The organism is Acinetobacter sp. WCHAc060006, from assembly GCF_004209135.1.
Classification (GTDB): Bacteria; Pseudomonadota; Gammaproteobacteria; order Pseudomonadales; family Moraxellaceae; genus Acinetobacter; species Acinetobacter cumulans.
The window spans coordinates 39787-60549 of sequence record NZ_SGSS01000020.1 but is presented as its reverse complement, the minus strand read 5'-3'; the positions used below and the strand labels follow the sequence as shown (position 1 = coordinate 60549).

At 42.4% G+C, this 20763-nt stretch carries 17 protein-coding genes; 5 read left to right on the top strand and 12 right to left on the bottom strand.

Annotation, left to right across the window (positions count from 1 at the left end; genetic code table 11):
• Nucleotides 1–101 precede the first annotated feature (101 nt).
• Genes EXE29_RS12170 through EXE29_RS12150 form a run of 5 tightly spaced genes read right to left on the bottom strand, consistent with a single transcriptional unit; the run spans nt 102 to nt 8932 of the window.
• On the bottom strand, nt 102–1694 hold the full coding sequence (locus EXE29_RS12170) for an ABC transporter ATP-binding protein (protein WP_120364743.1): 1593 nt from the start codon (nt 1692–1694) through the stop codon (nt 102–104).
• A complete protein-coding gene (locus EXE29_RS12165) occupies nt 1669–2682 on the bottom strand; it encodes an ABC transporter permease (protein WP_106985844.1) in 1014 nt (337 codons plus the stop codon). Before EXE29_RS12165 ends, EXE29_RS12170 begins: the two co-directional genes overlap by 26 nt.
• Entirely contained in the window at nt 2682–3749 is a 1068-nt protein-coding gene (locus EXE29_RS12160) for a microcin C ABC transporter permease YejB (RefSeq protein WP_106985843.1), read from the bottom strand. The genes EXE29_RS12165 and EXE29_RS12160 overlap by 1 nt, the downstream gene beginning before the upstream one ends.
• Nucleotides 3750–3773: 24 nt before the next feature.
• The gene (locus EXE29_RS12155) at nt 3774–5582 is read right to left on the bottom strand and encodes an extracellular solute-binding protein (protein WP_120364763.1); all 1809 of its coding nucleotides are present in this window, start codon (nt 5580–5582) and stop codon (nt 3774–3776) included.
• Between the two features lie 59 nt (nt 5583–5641).
• Complete coding sequence (locus EXE29_RS12150) at nt 5642–8932, bottom strand: lytic transglycosylase (RefSeq protein ID WP_120364744.1); 3291 nt, start codon at nt 8930–8932, stop codon at nt 5642–5644.
• A gap of 205 nt (nt 8933–9137) precedes the next feature.
• Between EXE29_RS12150 and dnaQ the strand changes: the two genes are divergently transcribed.
• The 3 genes from dnaQ (at nt 9138) to nudC (ending at nt 13152) form a co-directional block, all read left to right on the top strand.
• Nucleotides 9138–10607 (top strand): DNA polymerase III subunit epsilon, encoded by a 1470-nt coding sequence (gene dnaQ / locus EXE29_RS12145; RefSeq protein ID WP_120364745.1) that lies wholly within the window; start codon nt 9138–9140, stop codon nt 10605–10607.
• Nucleotides 10608–10735: 128 nt separating this feature from the next.
• Nucleotides 10736–12379, top strand: coding sequence for a chemotaxis protein (locus EXE29_RS12140; RefSeq protein ID WP_117007966.1), 1644 nt, complete (start codon nt 10736–10738; stop codon nt 12377–12379).
• Nucleotides 12379–13152, top strand: coding sequence for an NAD(+) diphosphatase (gene nudC / locus EXE29_RS12135; RefSeq protein WP_106985839.1), 774 nt, complete (start codon nt 12379–12381; stop codon nt 13150–13152). Before EXE29_RS12140 ends, nudC begins: the two co-directional genes overlap by 1 nt.
• Before the next feature lie 88 nt (nt 13153–13240).
• On the opposite strand, the gene EXE29_RS12130 is transcribed toward nudC, so the two are convergent.
• The 4 genes from EXE29_RS12130 to EXE29_RS12115 all read right to left on the bottom strand — a co-directional run bounded on the left by EXE29_RS12130 (nt 13241) and on the right by EXE29_RS12115 (nt 16327).
• Complete coding sequence (locus EXE29_RS12130; protein ID WP_120364746.1) at nt 13241–14137, bottom strand: alpha/beta hydrolase; 897 nt, start codon at nt 14135–14137, stop codon at nt 13241–13243.
• Nucleotides 14127–14816 (bottom strand): BON domain-containing protein, encoded by a 690-nt coding sequence (locus tag EXE29_RS12125; protein WP_106986117.1) that lies wholly within the window; start codon nt 14814–14816, stop codon nt 14127–14129. Before EXE29_RS12125 ends, EXE29_RS12130 begins: the two co-directional genes overlap by 11 nt.
• Before the next feature lie 65 nt (nt 14817–14881).
• Nucleotides 14882–15301, bottom strand: a complete 420-nt coding sequence (locus EXE29_RS12120) for a YraN family protein (protein WP_120364747.1) — start codon at nt 15299–15301, stop codon at nt 14882–14884.
• 75 nt (nt 15302–15376) lie between these two features.
• Nucleotides 15377–16327: a penicillin-binding protein activator gene (locus EXE29_RS12115; protein WP_106986119.1), complete on the bottom strand. Its 951-nt coding sequence runs from the start codon at nt 16325–16327 to the stop codon at nt 15377–15379.
• Nucleotides 16328–16337: 10 nt separating this feature from the next.
• Here EXE29_RS12115 and rsmI point away from each other — a divergent pair, with 10 nt between their 5' ends.
• A complete protein-coding gene (gene rsmI / locus EXE29_RS12110) occupies nt 16338–17180 on the top strand; it encodes a 16S rRNA (cytidine(1402)-2'-O)-methyltransferase (RefSeq protein WP_106986153.1) in 843 nt (280 codons plus the stop codon).
• 205 nt (nt 17181–17385) lie between these two features.
• Complete coding sequence (locus EXE29_RS12105) at nt 17386–17835, top strand: hypothetical protein (protein ID WP_252383554.1); 450 nt, start codon at nt 17386–17388, stop codon at nt 17833–17835.
• A gap of 47 nt (nt 17836–17882) precedes the next feature.
• Here the strand turns inward: EXE29_RS12105 and EXE29_RS12100 are convergent, their stop codons facing one another.
• The 3 genes from EXE29_RS12100 to ubiH form a co-directional block, all read right to left on the bottom strand.
• On the bottom strand, nt 17883–18134 hold the full coding sequence (locus EXE29_RS12100; protein ID WP_117007963.1) for a hypothetical protein: 252 nt from the start codon (nt 18132–18134) through the stop codon (nt 17883–17885).
• 174 nt (nt 18135–18308) lie between these two features.
• A complete protein-coding gene (locus EXE29_RS12095) occupies nt 18309–19550 on the bottom strand; it encodes an FAD-dependent monooxygenase (protein ID WP_120364748.1) in 1242 nt (413 codons plus the stop codon).
• A complete protein-coding gene (gene ubiH / locus EXE29_RS12090; RefSeq protein WP_120364749.1) occupies nt 19547–20755 on the bottom strand; it encodes a 2-octaprenyl-6-methoxyphenyl hydroxylase in 1209 nt (402 codons plus the stop codon). The genes EXE29_RS12095 and ubiH overlap by 4 nt, the downstream gene beginning before the upstream one ends.
• Nucleotides 20756–20763: the final 8 nt, after the last annotated feature.

Genomic DNA, 20763 nt, shown 5'->3' with positions numbered 1-20763 from the left:
GAAATTCCATTATTCTTTAAATAGTGCTTTTACTCTAAACGTATTCTACTCAGCGTCAATAGCAGATAGACAATTTATATTGTCAAATTAGCTTAATTCAATTAATACTGACTGGCTTCTATCAATTTACGGGTGTAATCCGTCTGTGGCTGTGCAAAGAGCTGTGCTGTTTCTTGAAACTCCATCACTTTGGCATGATGCAGTACCAGTACTTTTTGGCACAGTGCTTTCACCACTTGCAAGTCATGGCTAATAAACAAATAGCTCATTTGATATTCCTGTTGCAAACGACGGAGTAATCGCACAATCGCACGCTGTGTAGTACGGTCAAGCGCAGAAGTCGGCTCATCCAAAATTAACACTTTCGGCTGCAACACCAACGCCCGTGCCAAGGCAATCCGTTGTCGTTGCCCGCCAGATAGCTCATGCGGATAACGCAATTTAAACGACACGGGTAGCTCTACTTTTTGCAAAGCTTCATCTATACGCTGCTGTATTTCTGCTTTGGACATCCGCTTGAGCGACAAACCTTCACCAATGGTTTGCTCGACATTTAAACGTGGATTTAAACTGCTGAACGGATCTTGAAATACAATTTGAAAATCACTACGCAACGGACGCAGTTGCTTTTCCGACAGCCGATTCAGATCTTGGCCTTGTAGCAGTATTTGCCCATCTGCATCTATTAAACGTGCAACTGCCAAAGCCAGCGAGCTTTTACCCGAACCACTTTCCCCCACAATGCCAATCGACTGCCCCTGTTGTAGCGCCATGCTTAATGGTTCTACCGCAACAAAATAATCTTTTACCCGATTGAGCAGACCTTGCTTGATGGGAAATTTCACCCCAACATCAGACAACTCCAGCACCGCAGGCTGTGGATCTAGCCTTAAGGCCTCACCAAAATCATGATTCAGCAAATCTTTGGTGTAATTCTGCGCAGGTGCATTAAAAATCTGCTCAACCGCACCTTGTTCCACAACTTGGCCTTGATGCATCACGATCACTTGATCCGCATATTGACGCACCAAATTTAAATCATGGCTGATTAAAATCATCGCCATTTTGCGACTTTGCTGCAGTGATTTGAGTAGCTTTAATATTTGCGCCTGTAGTGTCACATCCAAAGCAGTCGTCGGTTCATCGGCAATTAAAATATCTGGATCGAGCGCCAATGCCATGGCAATCATGACACGTTGACGCTGACCACCAGATAACTCGTGTGGATAGCGCTTTAATTTTTGTTCAGGTTCTGGTATGCCTACATCATGTAGCAGTTCAATCACCCGCTCACGTGTTTTGGCTTTCGACCAACCACGTAGCAATAGACTTTCACCAATAATTTTTTCTACTCGGTGTAGCGGATTCAGCGCAGTCATTGGCTCTTGAAAAATCATCGCGATTTTATCACCACGTATACACCGCAACTGAGGCTGAGGCATAGTCAGCAGATTTTGACCATTCAGTTGCGCCTGCCCACTCAGCTGTAAATTTTTAGGCAATAAACCCAATACAGCCAAACTGCTAATGGATTTTCCAGACCCACTTTCACCCACTATGGCCAGTGTTTCGCCCGCTGCCAGCTCAAAACTTAGCTTTTGCACCAAAGACTGTGCTTCGTTATGAATGCTCAGCTGTTGAACTGAAAGTATGCTGTTCTGTTGTGTTTTATTGACGTCTTGGATCGAATGCATCTCGCGCCGCCTCCCCAATATAAATCAATAATGACAATACAATTGCCAAAGTGAAAAAGCCTGAAAGCGCCAGCCACGGCGCATTTAAATTATTTTTGCCTTGTAACAGTAGCTCACCTAAAGAAGCTGCATCGGGTGGCAAACCATAACCCAAAAAATCTAAGGCAGTTAAAGCGGTAATATTTGCCGTGAGCATAAACGGCAGCTGCGACAAGCTCGAACTCATGGCATTAGGTAAAATATGCCGAAAAATAATGGTTCGGTCCGACACCCCCAAACTGCGTGCAGCCCGTACATAATCAAAATTACGCGCGCGTAAAAATTCTGCCCGTACCAATCCGACCAATGCCGTCCAGCCAAATAGCAGCATAATGACAAACAACCAGTACACGCTTGGGGTAAACATGCTGACCAAAATCATCACCATGAACAGCATTGGCAAACCACCCCACACTTCTAATATCCGCTGTCCAATCAAATCAATCCAGCCACCGTAATAGCCCTGCACCGCACCAACAATAATGCCCAGCACTGCAGAAGCCAACGTTAAAGCAAAACCGAACAGCAGTGACACTCGCAGGCCGTATAAAATACGCGCCAGCACATCACGGCCTTGGTCATCTGTACCAAGCCAATTTTGTGACGTCGGTGCTGACGGCACAGGTACAGCCAGTTCTAAGTTGGGTGTTTGATAAGAAAAATGATTGATGGGCCACACAGCCCAGCCTTTTTCTTCAATCAGCTGCTGCACTGCTGGGTCTTTATAATCTGCTTCGGTTTCAAATACACCGCCAAATTCAGTTTCTGGATAGCTTTTAAAAGCTGGCAAATACAAACTGCTGCCGTATTTCACCAGCAGTGGCTTATCATTGGCAATCAGCTCTGCACCCAATGACAGCACAAAAATAATCGCAAAAAGAATAAAACAGCCAAAACCTAATTTATTTGCTTTAAATCGCTTTAAACGTGCCTGCATAATCGGAGACATTATTTTGCCCCCCGTGATTCAAAGTTAATCCGCGGATCAATCACCTGATACAGCACATCACTAATCAAACGCAGGATTAAGCCCAACAAGGTGAAAATAAATAAGGTACCAAAAATCACTGGATAATCTCGTTGCACAATGGCTTCAAAGCCAAGCAAGCCGAGTCCATCTAAATTGAAAATAATTTCAATAAATAAATTACCCACAAAGAAGATGCCAATGAGTGCTTCTGGTAAGCCCGCAATCACAATTAACATGGCATTACGGAACACATGCCCATACAGCACACGAGACTCAGTTAAGCCTTTAGAGCGCGCTGCCAGCACATATTGTTTATTCAGCTCTTCCATAAATGAATATTTGGTCAAATAGGTCAGCCCTGCAAAACCGCCAATCACCATCGCCAGCAAAGGCAAGGTCATGTGCCAGAAATAGTCTGCAATTTTTCCAAACAGACTCAATTCAGCAAAGTTTTCCGAAACCAAGCCCTGTAATGGGAACCATTGAAAATAAGAGCCACCTGCAAAAAACACAATCAGCAGAATTGCGAAAGCAAAAGCAGGAATTGCATAGCCCACAGCTAACAAAAGCGATGTTGCTTTATCAAAAACTAAGCCATGCTGACGCGCTTTTTTAATACCTAATGGAATAGACACCAAATAAATCAACAACGTGCTCCACAGCCCCAAAGATAAAGACACTGGAAGCTTTTCCCACAACAATTGGGTCACAGGCTTATCTTTAAAAAAGCTGGTGCCAAAATCTAAAGTGGCATAACCTTTGAGCATATTCCAAAAACGAATATGTGCAGGCTGATCGAAACCATATTGCGCTTCGATCTTTTGCACCATCTCTTCACTTAAGCCTTTAGCACCTTGGTATTTGCTGGTGTCTTGTGCAGTTTCTCCACCACCGCCCGTGCCCATCCCCTGAAAAGACTCAGCCTGTTGAATCGCTTGTTCTACTGGTCCACCGGGTGCAATCTGAATCACCACAAAGTTAATCAGTAAAATCGCCAACAGCGTTGGGATAATCAGCAACAGCCGTTTTAAAATATAAGTGCCCATGATGTTATTCCTTTTACTTTGGGCTTATTGCTTACGCAAATAGCTAGCAACCTTTTGCGCTTGCACTGCGTCACTCCACCAGTAATCTATACCTGTCGATAACTTTGGCTTGACTGTAGGCTGCTGATACATATTCCAATACGCGAGCCAGTTTTCTCCTTTGCCATAAGTTGGAATTTGATAATAACCTGCTCGTAGCAAACGATCTAAAACCCGCGTACGCGTCACCAAGGCTGACCGATCTGGCGCTCGAATCACCTGTTCGACCATAGCATCAATGACTGGATTTTTAATCCCGGCATAATTGTAGTTCCCAGGCTGATCCGCCGATGCACTTCCCCAGAACTGCGCCTGTTCATTGCCTGGGCTTAAAGATTGAGGCATTACCGTCGTAGTCATATCAAAATCTTTGCTACGCATACGTTCGATATATTGAGGTACATCTACTTGACGGATATTCACCTGTATACCCAAACGCTTCATATTGCGTACAAATGGCATCAGCGTACGCTGCAAGCCATCTTGATGAATTAAAAACTCAATCTGAATGGTCTGGCCTTTTTTATCCAGCAGATAGCCATTTTTATATTTATAGCCTGCATTGAGTAACAACTGACGCGCAATCAATAAATTATTGCGGTTAAAGCCACTGGCATCCGAAACTGGATACTTCCAATTTTTTAATACGCCAGTACGTTGAATCGGATCAAGTTTTGCCAGCAAGGGTTTGAGCACCGCCATTTCAGCTGCTGACGGCACACCTTTGGCTTCTAATTCACTATTGCTAAAATAACTTTGCAGACGTGTATATTGTCCATAAAACAGCGCCTTATTTTGCCATTCAAAATCATAGGCATACGTTAAAGCCTGCCGCAGGCGAATATCCTGAAAAGGGCTACGGCGGGTATTAAATACAAAACTTTGTGTCGCAATCGGGTTATTGTGCTTAAAGCGGTATTTCACCACCATGCCATCTTTAACTGCTGGAAAATTATAAGCCGTCACCCATTTTCGTGCGGTGAACTCTTCATGCAAGGTGTATTGACCCGACTTAAACCCTTCAAAGGCAATGTCTAAATTACGGTAATACACATACTTTAAACGATCAAAATTATAACGGCCTTTGTTGACTGGCAAATCTTTAGCCCAATAGTTTGGATTGCGCTTATAGCTCAAGCTACGTCCTGCATCAATTTTATCCAACACATAAGGCCCTGAGCCTAAAATCGGCTGCATGCTGATGCGGGTAAAATCTTTTTTGGCCCAGTCTTTTTTGGAGTAAATCGGCAACTGCGACAAAATCAGTGGCATTTCTGCATTGTTGTCCGACTTAAAACTCATTTTGACTTGATGCTTAGACAACACTTCTGTTTTTGCTAAATCTGCCAAGTACATTTGTAAACCTGGATTTGACTTGGTTTGATAAGCATCAAAACTGAATTTAACGTCCTCAGCAGTAACGGTCGAACCGTCACTAAACCTAGCCTTAGGATTCAGATTAAAAATGACATACGAAGTCTTTTTTGGGTCAAAGGTTGCACTAGTGGCAAGCAAGGGATACATCACCCCTGGCTCATCTAAAGAGCTGCTCATGAGTGAATCAAATAGATAATTCACGCCATCTGCAGAGCTCCCTTTACCATTCATGCTATTAAGATTATCAAATGTGCCATTGCTGGCTGTACTTAAATAACCGCCTTTAGGCGCTTTAGCATTTGCATACGGCATGGCCGCTAAGTTGGCATATAAAGGCTGACTATGAATTGCAATATAGGGCGTGGTCTGCGTTGCAGCCCATGCCCCTTGTATTGCCATGACACATCCAAGTGCCATTACATAAGGATGCCCCTTGGCAAATAAATTATTCACGTTGCTTCCTGCACGGTATTGGCTTAGTTAGGTACTTTAATCACATCACCAATGCGTAATGATGCGCTCGGTTGCATATTATTCATATCAGCCAAAGCAGCAGTATCCAAACCATAGCGATTCGCCAAGCCAATCAAGGTATCACCGCGTTTAATACGGTATTCCGTGACTAACTTTGGTACATTAATTTTTTGTCCGACACGTAAACCTGCACGCGCATTTAGGTTATTCAACGCAGCCAAGTCTGCAACACTCACACCCGTACGATTTGCAATCGCATTCAGTGATTCGCCTGACTTCACTGTATAGCTTTCAGTGCTTCCGCTATACGATGAGCTCGCCTGTGTCGTTACTTTACTCGTTTTGGGTGTATCGACTTCTACTTTAGGCACATCACCATCAATCTTCAAGCGTTGCCCAACACGTACTGTGCTATTACGTGACAATCCGTTTAAATCCGCTAAATAGCTCAACTGTAGCTGGTACTTTTGCGCAATCGCAGACAATGTTTCACCCGCTTTCACTACATGCGTATCTTTGGCTTCGCCACTACTTACACGTGTATCCGATTTGCTGTCTTTACGTGGATCTGCTTTCACTACTGCCACTGGCACTTCACCAGTGAGTTTTAAACGCTGACCTACTCGCAAAGATGCATTACGGCTAAAGCCATTTAAACTCGCAATATCATCCATGTTGAGTTCAAAGCGATTTGCAATCGCGCTGAGCGTATCACCTGATTGCACCGTATATTGCTCTGGTGCTTTATTTAATGCAGGGATTTTAAGCGTCTGACCAATACGTAAAGAGGTTGTTGCAGCAATATTATTTAAATTGGCAAAATCTGAAACAGTCATCTTGCTTTGGTTGGCTAAGCTATACAGGGTATCGCCACGTTGGACGTTATAACTTTCAGTTTTAAAGCTTGGTTCAGACTTTGTTTCTGGCTTCGACTCAACTTTATTTGAATTGCTTGAAGCACTTTCAACTTCGTTTAATGGAACATTAATTTTCTGTCCAACCATTAAACTACTGCCTGCTGTGAGGCCCGAGGTTAGGTCTGCTAATTCCTGATTTGATAAAGCATAGCGGTCAGCAATTAGTTTTAAATATTCACCACGCTTCACCGTATAGACTTTGGTTTGTACTTTTTGTACTTTGCTTTCGGTTTCAGCTTTTTTAGCTTCAGCAGCTAATTTTGCTTTTGATGCTGGTGTTTCTTTCAGTGCCAACTTTTGACCTACAAATAGACCGCTAGTCGTATTTAAACCATTGAAATCTGCCAGCTGTTTTACCGACAAGCCAAATTGGCTTGCAACACCTGTCAACGTATCATTGGCTTTCACCACATAATGCTCAGGTTGTACTTTTGCTTTCGGCTCTTCAGCAACAATCGGTTTTGCGTCATATAAATAAATACTTGTACCAACATACAATTTGGCATCAGCATCCATTTGGTTCCACTTCGCGACATCACGCCAGTTCACACCATTTTTCATGGCAATGACCGCTAAGGTATCACCCGCCTGCACGGTATATGTACTGCGTTTGCCCTTAGGTGCTACGACAACAATTTCAGAATCAGTTTTAATGACATTTTTGCCTTGGTTGCGTTTTGCTTCATCCGAGTCAGTGCCAGTTTGCTCTGCAACACTCTTCGGATAAGCGAAGCCTTTGGTCAGCTCTTTGCCTTGTTGATCTGCAATCGATTGGCTGGTTTGAATCGCTGTCAGCTTAATTTTGCCATCATAGGGATCAACAATTTCTGTTCCTTGTGGCGCCAAAGCTTTTAACTCTTTAACCACCTCAGCTTGCTCTGCTTGAGTCGCAACAGGTTTTAAAACTTCATCAACCGTTTTATTTTCACCTTCGGCCTTAATGGCCGCCATAATCTGTTCACGCTCTTTGGTGCTTACAGGAGGCTCAGCAGTCACTTTAACTGTCGTGGCTTTACTTGGGCTAACCGCAACAGGAATCCGCGGTGCACTTGGAATATCTGTATTTGCTGCAAAGGCTGCCAAAGCAGAAGAACCTTGTGGCGTTACCGACAACGGTTTGCCCTTAGCTACTGTACTTGCAGTTAGCGCTGGTGGCGTAGTTTTGCTTGCTTGAGTTGACGTAATCACCGGTGGTGCTACTTTAGACGGTGTGATGACTGTCGTGTTCATCTCAGGCGGTGTCACTTTAGACGGTGTGATGGTCACGTTGTTCTTTGGCAGGCTTGAAGCTGCACCACCTGCCCAATAACCTGTCGATGCTGAAGATAACTTTTTCAGTTTTGCATCCACTGACGGGCTAATATCTGCAGGAATTAAAATCTTCATTGGACTTGCTGCATCAATTTGATCCCCACGATGACCTGGGTTCAATGCATAGAGTTCCGCACGGCTGAGTCCTGTTACAGAAGAAATTTCATTTAAATTAGCCGCGCCAACACTCACTTCTCTAAAGTGTGGACGGTTTGCAATCGGCGGAAGACTCACACCATACGCATTTGGATTTTTAATAATTTGTGCAACAGCCAAAAAGCGTGGCACATAGTTCATGGTTTCTTGTGGTAATTTTAATGACCAATAATCCGTTGGTAAGCCTGCTGCTTGGTTACGGTTAATCGCCTGCTGAATACGACCTGGGCCTGCGTTGTAAGCAGCCAAAGCCAATTCCCAAGAACCAAACTGATTATATAAGCTACCTAAAAACTCATAGGCTGCACGTGTTGATTCCACCACATCACGACGGCCATCATACTGTGTAGTTTGTTTTAAGCCATAAATACGGCCTGTACTTGGAATAAACTGCCATAAGCCCGCAGCTGCTGCACTCGATGTAGCTGCTGGGTCATACGAGCTTTCAATCACTGGCAATAACGCCAACTCGGTTGGCATACCACGGCGTTCAGCTTCTTTTACAGTGTGGTACAAATAACGCGACGCACGCGCACTTAAACGGTCAATATAGGGCTGACGCGATGCGAACCAACCACGCTGCGCTTCAATACGCGAATCCCAATGGTTTAAATCCATTTTGAAACCGACCGTCATTCGCTTCCAAACATCACCATGTTTGAGCACCAATAGGCGATCACCTTCCACTGCACGCATATCCGTTGCAGATAACAAATCTTCTAAGCCATCCAAGCTATTGGCATCTAAGAAACCTGACGAACCTGCCACTTTTGACTTATGCGCACTTGTCGCTGTGGTCGAGGATGCACAGCCCACTAAACCCAGGGTTGCTAGTGCCGATCCTAAAACGGTTATTTTGAATAATGCAGGCAAAGTCGACTCGTACCAGTTCTTGCTTGGTTTATACATAAAAGAATCCGAACATCTCGTATAAATTTTTTTTTGATATGCCATTGTAGTGAAGCATGGCGCAGACACAAGGCGTTAATTTAACGCTATTTCAGTATAAATGTTACAAGAAATTAAAAAATAAGCCTGATATAGACCTATCGAATGGATTTGCGTTATACAATATGCCATTCAGTTTTGATGTTTTTATTCGGATTCAGTTTTTATGGCTCAGACAATTACGCTTTATGTCGATGGCGCTTGCAAAGGTAACCCAGGATTGGGTGGCTGGGGCGCATATATTATTGGCGAAAATGCTGAGGAAAAAATCTGTGGTGGTGAAGCAGAAACCACCAATAACCGCATGGAACTTACGGCAGCCATTGAAGGTATTTTGCACTGCCCAACAGATGCTAAATTAGTGATTTGGACCGACTCTAACTATGTCAAACAAGGCATTACAGAGTGGATTCATGGCTGGAAAAAGAAAAACTGGAAAGATGTCAAAAACCCAGATCTTTGGAAAAAATTAGACGCAACCTGCCAAGGGCGTGATATTGAATGGAACTGGATCAAAGGTCATGCAGGACATCCAGGCAATGAAATGGCGGATCAACTGGCGAATCTAGGTGCAGAAAACACTGCTTTAGCGCTCAAACAAGCTCCTGCAACTGAAACGAAAAAAAAAATTGAACCCGACTGGCTCTTAAATGATCCCTTTGGTTTAGATCTTGGCAGTGATGAAGAAGAACCTGAAGACGAGTCAGAATGGGAAGCGGAAATTGAGCCACCATCAGAAGTTGTAGCTGTTACAGAAACTGCACCTGAAGCCGTGCAAAATGATCCTGCTTTAAACACAACTGAAGCACCTGTGTCCATTCAAAACACACAGCCTAATAACACACTTGCAACCACATTCAGTGCAAACTCAAGTTCAGTGATTTTACCTGCTGAAGGTCTGCATCCAATGATTATGGTTACCCCACCTAGCATTGAAGCGCATGGCCCACGCCAACTGATTCTCGATACCGAAACCACAGGTTTTTACTATCAAGATGGCGACCGTATTATTGAAGTCGGCGCGATTGAAATGATCAACCGTAAACTGACCGGTAGTTCTATTCATATTTATATCAAGCCACTTAAACCCGTGGGCGACTCAGAAAATGTCCACGGTATTAGTGATGATTTCTTAAAAGACAAACCACTATACGAAGAAATTGCCCCTGCACTGTTTGAATATCTCAAAGGTGCAGAAATTATTGCGCATAACGCCAGCTTCGATATGAACTTCTTAGACATGGAGTTTAAACGTGCGGGCTTCCCTGCGCTTTCAGAAGTCTGTGCCGTAACCGATACCTTGGCAATGGCCAAAGCCAAACACCCAGGGCAAAAAAACTCGTTGGATGCACTGAGCCGACGCTACGAAATTGTACAACGTGACCGTACTTTCCACGGCGCCTTGCTCGATGCTGAAATTCTAGCAGACGTATACTTAGCCATGACGGGTGGTCAGGTCTCTTTTGATATTGATGCCCTCACCCACACAGAAAATGCGCAGAGTGAAAACAGCCGCCAATCGATTCAAATTGATTTACCCGTGATCCGACCAAGTGCTGAAGAACTCGAAGCGCATGAGAATTGGATCAAACAATTTGAAGAAAAACATGGAACGCCTTGCCTTTTTGCAAAATAAAAACTAAATTTCCTAGTATATTTTTGTATTTAAAACATTAACACTTACGTTATAGTTAAAGATAAAAGATGGTCCGCCTTTTATGGCGGTTCACAAACAAGAGAAAACACTAGGAAAGGTGCAGATCCATGTCTTACCAAACCTCTATACATTTTGATCCAACAGCATTGCTGATAATAAAAAATGAGGTTGATAACTCGATCAAATTGGTCGAATCAGCAGTCAGCACTTTAGTCGAAGATCAAACCCTTCCTTTCGGTATTGACGACGCTCTTAATCAATTTGAACAATGTGCGCAAGTACTTGCACTAATTGATATGGCAAGTTTAGCGAAGATCGCTCAATACTCAGCAGAATTGATGCGCAAGATCATGGGGAATCCTGCCACAATTCAAACCAAAGATGTCATCGCACTCAGCGAAGGCACCACCATGTTAAAACGTTACATCGAGTTTATTTGCTTACGCGAAGTAAAAATTCCGCAGTTTTTGTTGGATACACTCAACCGCTTAGAAGCATGCTTGGGTAAACCAATGACCACTGAAGGTCAACACATTGAGTCACTACTCGATTGCATCACACCAGATTTTGATCTTCCTCAAGCACCGACTTTAGAAAAATCTAAATATGTGCACCGCTTATACAAATTGTCACTCAACAAGTTAATTAAGCAAGAAGAAAGCGAGCTCGACTTACAAGCATTAAAAATTGTAGGTACATATTTAGCCAGCCTTTCAGAAAAGCACCCAAGTAAACAGTATTGGAATTTGGTGTTTGTGGCATTAAATCAAATTGATCAATTGCTGATTAATGAGCCACGTTTACGCACACTGGTGTCTATTGAGCGCAATATTGCACAGTATTTCAGTTCGCCAGAGCGCTTTAAAGCAAGCCTAGTTGATTTATCTAACATCTTAAGTCTATGTATTAGCCAAGAAGATGAAGTTTCTCAGCACATTCGTGGCAAGTTAAATATTGGTGAAGACCTATTAACTGACATGCAATTACAAGTGTTTAGCCGTCATTTATATGGTCCTGACTTTGGTACGATGCACACGATTAGCGAACTTGTGACCACTGAAATGGCGCAAATTCGTAACGATATCGAGTTCAATTACCAAAATATGTCGCCTGAAAAAACTCAGGAACTTCAAGCGAAGCTGTTAGAACTGGCAAATATCTTTAAAGTGCTGAATTTAAATGAAGCATATAAAGATTTAGAACGTCAGGCCAATTCATTAAGCCAAAGTGAAATCTTAAAAGAAGAGACTTTTGCACAGCAATTAATGAATTGCATTCTTTCTGCCATGAACTCAATTGGCGTTTTAGAGCGTCATCACACATCTAGCCGTCTACAACTTCGTGTAAATAACATGAATATTTCACTCGACCGTTTAGATGAAGCACATGAAGTACTCTTGAACGAAACCAAAGCACTGATTGATCAAGCAAGCGAAACACTGGTTCAATATTTACAGAATAATGACCTACAGAGTCTCGCGCCTGTCGCAGTTCAATTACGTGAAATTGGTGGTTCAATGCTGTTCCTGAATGCCGAAACAGGACAAGCTGCGCTAAATACCAATGCACAGTTCGTTTCTTCGCGTGTTGAGGCTTCTACTGCAATTGAAGCAGCTGAAATTAACCATCTACTTGATGGCCTTGCAAGTGCGGACATGCTGATTGAAAATTTAAAAAACAAACAGCCTGTTCTACATAGTATGTTTCAGGTAGCATTGGACAGTAGTGAGAAACTTAAAGCCGTGGCCTAATGTCAAATCTATCGCTTGCCTATATTTTTAAACAACAGCAATTATTGGTTGATGACCAATTTCAACTTCCTCGTGTCGAAAGTATAGCAAGTGATCTGAGGCTTCAAACGGGTGATCAAGTGATTGCCCGTGATCTTACAGAGCAAGATGAAATTCCCGCAGGCTATCAACTCGTTCCCATTCGCCAATTATTACAGCTGTGGAATGTCAAAGAGTTTGAACAAGCCAGCCGTGCAATTCAACTTTTAGAATGGCGTCGTAATCATAAGTTTTGTAGCCATTGTGGCCATAAAACAGAAGTTCATGCCACTGAATATGCCATGGTCTGCCCTGCATGCCAATATCATCAATATCCTCGTGTTAATCCATGTGTCATTACGGTTATTACCCGTGGTAAAGATGAAATTCTACTGGCTCAAAATGCACGAGCATACCGCCCAATGTACGGCTTAATTGCAGGTTTTGTAGAAGTGGGTGAAACACTCGAAGATGCAGTACGCCGTGAAACCGAAGAAGAAGTCGGTTTAAAAATCAAAAATATTCAATACTTGGCCAGCCAACCGTGGCCCTTCCCTAGTAACCTGATGATTGCATTTAAAGCTGAATATGAATCTGGTGAGCTATGCTTACAAGAAGAAGAAATTAGCGATGCAGCCTTCTTTAAATTTGATCAATTACCCGAAATTCCATTTAAAGGCAGTATCGCACATGCCATGATTATGCATGTCATTCATGGTACAACCACGGCTGACGATACCAAAGAATGGCTATAAAGCCTGTAGATCATTGATCTGGTATCGAAAAAAAACCGCTCATCAGAAGCGGTTTTTTTAATCACAATAAAACTGAGTTTAGGATGCTCTATTTAAAAACATCGTCCAAAGCCTGCAAAATTTGACGCTTAGTACTAAAGAATCGGCTAAACAAACTCGAAACCGAGCCAATCATCGTGATATGCCCTACACGAGGCACAGGTATCAATTGGCTGTGATTACCTAAAGCCAAAAGCTTTTCATTTAAATCTGTACTATTACTTAGGCCGACTACATTGTCTTTTTCCGCAGTAAACAGATAATGCTTCACGTGGTTTTGTTCAATAAAGTAATAAGGCATCACTTGTTGATACGGGATGTTCTGATCAAAAGCATCCGCACATAGGGGGTCGCCTTTATAATCAAAGTGATAAGGCCCAGCCAAGCCAATAATCGCTCGAATAGCCTGCAAATTTTGCAAACGATACGGCGTAGGATGGTACAGCGCGGACATCACATTAAATGCCCCTGCTGAATGCCCCATAAGCACTACATTTTCCACTGCAATATTCAATTTCAGATTCGATTGATTTAAAAAATTCAATGCCAATGTTAAATCATCAATTGAACTTGGAAATATATGCTCAGGTGCCAAATGGTAATTTATTACCGCCACATTAAAGCCTTCTTTAGCAAAGGCCTCACCCACAAAGTGATATTCTTTTTTATCACCATGCATCCAAGCCCCACCATGTACAAAAACCAATAGTGGCTGTGTATCACGCAATTGCTTGGCTTTGTACAAATCTAAACGGTGACGAGCTTTTAAACCATAGGGAATGTTGCGTTGTACCGTATAGCCCGATTTAGGTGTCATTCGGTTGAGCGCAAAACTCCCCAAGTCATAAATACGAAAATCTCGATATATAGCTTTAGCCAACGCTGTTTTTTGATCAAGTTGGCTTTTAAGACGCTGTAAATGTGACGAAAATTGTTTAAGGGGCATTGGGTTCTACTGCATCAGGGTCTATTGCAACAGGTGTTTGCGTATCAGGTACGGCATTCACCATCGGTGCAAAACTTGATGCAACCGCAGGTGAGCTCGAAGAAACTTGGTCAACATTATCAATTAGGGTCACAATTTTAGTGACATTCCCCACTTGCTGGAGCACTTGATTCAAATCATTCAGCTCAGCCGTGTTTAAACGTCCCATTACGTACAATACTGCATCTTCGGTATGCACATGCACTTTGCTTTCAGCAACCACTGGCGCTTTCATCAATAATGCACGTGTATTCGCAGTCACTGCTGTATCTTGCATAATAGTGCCGTAGCTAATTTGATTGCCTACAGTAATATAATTATGAATGGTTTTTACATCGCTCATGGCTCTGACATTGTCTTCAGCCAGTTGCTTTAAAGCTTGGTCTGGTACTTGGCCAGTGAGCAAAACATTGCCATGAAAACTTTCAATATTGACACGTGACTGCTTAAAGCGTGTGTCGAGCTTATATAAGTTAATTTTTGCAGTGCGCACAATAGATGAGTCTATAAAGACCTGACCCAAAGAACGTGCGCCATTTTCCGTACCTACAGGTGCACTCCCTGTACCACCAGAAATAAAACTTGCACAGCCAGATAAACTTGCTACACAAAACATTGTCATTGCAATACGTTTAAGCACTCAGCAAGACTCCTTCACTATTTTTTGATCGTATTCTATCTATGCATTTACACAGTATATTTTGTTCAAAGAGTAATAAACTCTTGCTCAAAAGTAAAAGCATTTTCTATCCACTGCTGATCATAAGGGCATTTTGAAAAGTCATACTGTATGGATTTTGCAAAGTGTTGATAAAAATCAAAACAAATCACGTCAAAACGGCAATAACATGCGTTGTATTGTGGTGATTGCTGTAAAAATATTAAGGCCGTTTGCATGAGTTTGCGCTGTTTGCTAAGTGATACGGTTTCACTTGCCTGTGCATAATGGGTTTGTGATCGTGCTTTGACTTCAATAAATACCAAGTCTTGGTCCTTTTGCACAATTAAATCTATTTCACCATAACGACTATGATAATTTGCTTGGACTAAGGTATAACCCGCTTCGTGTGCAATTTTAACTGCTTCAGTTTCAGCCCATTGGCCTAACTTCTTTGCCTGTGTCATTTAAGGTGCTCAGCTCACATTTTTCTACTTAGTCTCGATGTATTAAATCTTGTTTTTTCAGTTATCAAAAAGTCATTAAACCTGCTTTAACCCTTTGGCCTGATAGGCATAACAATGTGGTATCCGCTGAATTTGGTTCCCATTCAGACTAAGTTGCCCAGTTCGTCCTTCAAAATTGGCCGTTTTCATTTTGGGTGTTTTTAAATACAGTGCACTGATTTGCCATGCATCGCCGCCAAAGGCCAATAAGCGCTGGTATGGCAAGCCTACAGCTTGTTGTGCGTATGCGTGCTTCATATCTTCCCAATCGGGTTCAAACAAGGCTGGTGCATCGCAAAACTTTATCCCGAGTGGTAAAGGTTTATGCTGCTCTAAGGCATTCGATAAAGTGTAAATATTTTTTTTCGGCAATGACTTCAAACTAAGTAACCATTCATTATTACCAAGTAATACGAGGGCTTGGCCTTTTTTTAATGTTTTCGGCTGCTGTTCGAGCACATGGATGGGTAATTCAGTTTTCGTCATTAAGGCCATTAAAAATAGTTCATTTTCAGACTCTGTTCCAGACTGACGCAGCACTAAAATATCTTCGATCTGATCTTGTTTCATCACGCGGGCTAATGCGCTGGCATCATCTTTTTTTGCAAGGCTAAATTGTAGCACATTGCTTGCCTGCAATGTCCCTTCATTTAAGGCCAAGACTTTTAATTTCGGCTTTGCTTTAATAAGCGCATCCACTTCTGATCTCGCCAACGGCCCAACAATCATTTGCGTTTTGGCGTTCACATTTTTTTTCAATAGTGCAGGCATACTTGTCTGATCAGTATTTACGAATTTTACAGGCACTTTTGAGCCTGATGCCTGATAAGCACTCATGAAACCTTGCTTAATACTGTTTGCAGCTCGCGCCATAGGGCCAGATTCAGGTAAAATAACCAATACCTCTGCTTGGGCATAAGATACTGCCCCCACCAAAATGGTGGTCACAAGTATTTTATTTTTATTATTTGGTCTTATATTCCACATGGAGAAACCTATGAGTGCTCAGTTATTTGTTGTTGCGACTCCAATCGGGCACTTAGATGATATTAGTTATCGTGCAATTAACGTTTTGAAGTCTGTTCATATTATTGCCGCTGAGGATACACGAACTTCTGCACAATTGCTCAAACACTTTAATATTCCAACACCTTTGACTGCATGTCATGAGCACAATGAAAGCAATAAAATTGAACAGCTTATTCAGCGTTTGTTGAATGGTGAAAACATGGCGCTGATTAGTGATGCAGGTACACCGCTGATTAGTGACCCTGGCTTTAAGCTAGTTCGTGCAGCTCAGGAACAAGGCATCCAAGTCATTCCTGTACCGGGTGCCTGTGCAGCCATTGCAGCCCTCAGTGCTGTAGGCCTACCTAGTGACCGCTTTAGTTTTGAAGGATTTTTACCTTCTAAACAGTCACAACGTCTAAATGCCTTAAATAAGCTGAAAGACGAAACACAAACCATGATTATTTATGAAGCACCACACCGTATTTTAGATTGTGTAAAAGATATGGCCGAAGTCTTTGGTGCTGATCGTCCAGTCGGTTTTGCACGCGAAATTACCAAAACATTTGAAACCATTAAAAAAATGACTTTGGGTGAGTTGGTTGGTTTTGTTGAATCTGATCATCACCAACAAAAAGGTGAAATTGTACTTGTGATTGGCGGTGCAACTGAAGAAAAAGACTTGGAACAAGAAAAGCTAGATCAGCTTTTAACACGCTTGCTCCAAGACCTTTCAGTTAAAGCGGCTTCTCAATTGGCTGCAGACTTAACTGGTATCAAGAAAAAAGTGGCCTATCAACGTGCTTTAGAACTCACTCAGCAAGAAGATTAACATTCTTCATGCGCAGAGCTGATGCCATCAGCACATCCAAACGAAATGAAAAGCGTATTTCCTATAAAGTCATACGCTTTTTTTAATTTTAGATATTCTCTTGTTTTGATCTAGTGCAAGCTAAATATTTCATTCTGCTACACTGTCACCTTACTGCATTTTGTTTTACGCTATCTAAAAACAAAAACTGAGAATTATTTTACGCATGAAAATCATGATAAAAAGCGTACTCCCGATTTGCACATTCAATCTATTTTGGATTTTAGGTTTATTACATATCGGTTTTTATAGCACACGACCGTATCGACATTACCGCTTTGAGGATTTGGTCGACCCGTCACCTGATGCCGTTTTTATGGTTTGTATACTGTATTCCATTTATTTTCTGATCGGCAATGTGCTCAAATTCACTCCTTTTTGGGCACATCATCGCTATAATGCTTATCTTTTTTTAAGTACTGTACTTATCTTTCAAAGCTTTATTGCATGTATGGGTGCAATGCATGCACCGCCCTATTGGGCAGCTTTTATTATCAATTGTATGTTTCTTTTATTCGCACATTTGGTCTTGTATCCCTTATTTGCACTTTGGCGCAAATATTCAAAAAAACACTCATACTCGTCCGACCGTAACACTACAACAGATAAAATATGAGGAAAAAAAACACCGCATAATGCGGTGTTTTTTGGCTTTTTTGGCACTTAATCGCGTGACGCAGATTCGTCTGGTGGCACTTCAGTAATACGACCACCACGCGCTAAGAACGCAGCGACTTCATCTTCTAAAGCATCGCGTTGCTTTTGCTTCGCCGTTACAGTGAGTGTTTCCGCTTCGGCAACATCTGTGTCTGATGCACTATCTTCGCTATCTGACGCACCTTTTTCAGCGGCTTTCGCTTCATCATCATCAACTGCAGAATCTTCTGCATCATCATAATCATTCATATCCGTCATCTTAAATCTCCCCACCAATGACTTGTATGTTTAAGTAAAATTTAAATCTCAATTTAGAAGGAATTTAGCAATCTCTGAGCTTTTCGCCTAGAGGCTAATATCAAAAAATTGTATTTTTTTTAACCAAAATCGTAATCTTGTATGAACAATTGATTAAAAAATATCAAATTTAGGCTAAGCCGAATAACGCGTATCTTTTAAAAGCCCTAAGCCATTGGCTTGAGACATAAAAGCATCTTTGAGCATTGGTAATTTTTCAACCTGCTTTAATCCAAAATTGCGCGCCCAGACCACAGGGAAAAGTTGTGTGGTTTCCATCCAACCAATCGCAGACATACTATGCATCATGGCATCGTTTTGTCCTTTACGGCGGTGCTCATAACGCTTGAGGCTTTGCTCATGTGCCCACACGCCACGCGCTTTGTCATGTAATAGTACATCACATAACACGGCCGCATCTAAGCAACCAATATTCACACCCTGACCTGCCAATGGATGTATCACATGGGCAGCATCACCAATGAGGGCCAAGCCATCTTGCACATATTGCTGTGCAGCACGAGCTTTCAATGGAAAAGTTGCCCGCGCTGTTGCCTCTAAAACTTCACCCAGCATGTGATGGCTTTCACGAGTGAGCAATGCTGTAAATTCAGCATCGGATAGCTTGGCATATTCTTCTGCATAATCATCTGGCAAGGTCCACACAATAGATTGCCAATGGCCATTTTCTTCAGCTTTTAAACTGGTCATGGGTAAAAACGCCAAAGGCCCAGTTTCTAAGAAAATTTGACGGGCAACATGCGCATTTTTTTGTGCCGTACGAATACCACAGCTTAAACCTGCTTGTTTATAGTCATGTACATCCAGCTCAATAAAAGCTTGCTCACGAACAAATGAGTTTGCACCATCTGCACCAATCAGCAGTTTGGTCTGTAGCGTTGTGCCATCTGCCAAGTGTACTAACCAAACACCTACACCGCGCTCAATGCGTTTTACTTTCACTTGAGTTCGGTAATCGTGAAGCGTAGCTAACATTTTTTGCTGAATAGCCAGATTCAAAATACTCGGCTCCACCATTGAACCGAGGGCATGTTCAACTTTTGGTGTTTGCTCTGACGATGTACCAAAGTTAATTTCACCATAGCCGTTTTTATTCCACACTTGCATGCCTGTATAAGGTTGCTGACGGGCCAATATGTCCCATACCCCTACAGTTTTAAGCAAATGAATAGTCGCTTGGCTCAGTGCCAATACACGTGGATTGGTTACAGCTAAAGTTTTTTCTGCATCTAAAATAGGTGCAGCATCGAGCACAGTTGCTTGTACACCACCTTGCGCCAACAGTAATGCCGTTAAGCCGCCGACTAAACCGCCACCGACAATTACAGCATCAAGAACATGTGTTGATGTACTCATGATTTTAATCCCATCGCATAATTGGCTACGAGTTGCTTCATGCCCGGAATATTTTCAAAGCACATTAAACCTGTGTTGCGAATCAATTTCAGCATAGGATTTTGATTACTAAAGCCACGTACCACAGAATCACAGAACTTAATGACACGTTGCTGATCTTTGAGACGTGATTTTTCGTAGTCTTGTAGCATATTTGCTTCGCCTAAATCGGCATTTTTTTCCACTTGCTCAGTTAAATAACGCACCAAGACATGCGCATCTCGCATGCACAGGTTAAAGCCCTGACCTGCAACTGGGTGAATGGTATGTGCAGCATTGCCCATTAATACCACACGGCCCACTGCTTGTTTTTCTGCAAGCACTTGTGACAAAGGAAAGCTAAAGCGTTTACCGGTTTTTTGGAATTTTCCTGCACGATCGCCGTAGGTTTCTTGTAAAGCATCTAGGAAATGTTGGTCTTTGTCTTCGCCAATCCATTCATGTTCTGTGCCTTTCGGAACAGGCCATACCACTGAACGGCGGTATTCACCTGGCAATGGCAATAATGCCAATGGCCCCAATGGACTAAAGCGCTCAAAGCCTACATGACCATGCGGTTTAGAAGTTTGTACCGTCGTTACAATCGCAACTTGGTCATAGTCATGTTCTGATGCGCCAACGCCTAGGGCTTTACGGCAAAATGAGTCACGACCATCTGCTGCAATCACGATTTTTGCTTGTAATTTATGGGTATAATCGCCACGCTTAGCTTCAATATAAGCAAAGTCTGCATCTTGCGTGAGTGAAGTCACTTGCACACCATCAATCAGTTCAATCAATGGTTCTTGTTTAACTTCCGTAAGGAGTACACGGCCTAACCATGCATTTTCAATCACTTGTCCAAAGCTTTCGACTTTCTCTTGATCTGCGAGTAAACGTGCCTTACCAAAACTACCTTGTTCTGTAATGTTCACTTCTAAGATCGGAACTGCATGTTCTTGTAATGCATCCCACAAGCCCAATTCTTGATAAATTTGTACGCTGCGGCGTGATAAAGCGCTGTTTCGTGCATCAAAACTCGAGTGATAAGGCGCAAGGTTTGCATCATCATAATTTGGGTATTTAATGGCTTCTAAAAGTTTTACCCCAATGTTTGCCTTTGCCAACATGAGTGCCAGACTTAAACCGACCATACCACCACCGACAATGATGACTTCTTGCTGCATGCTTACTT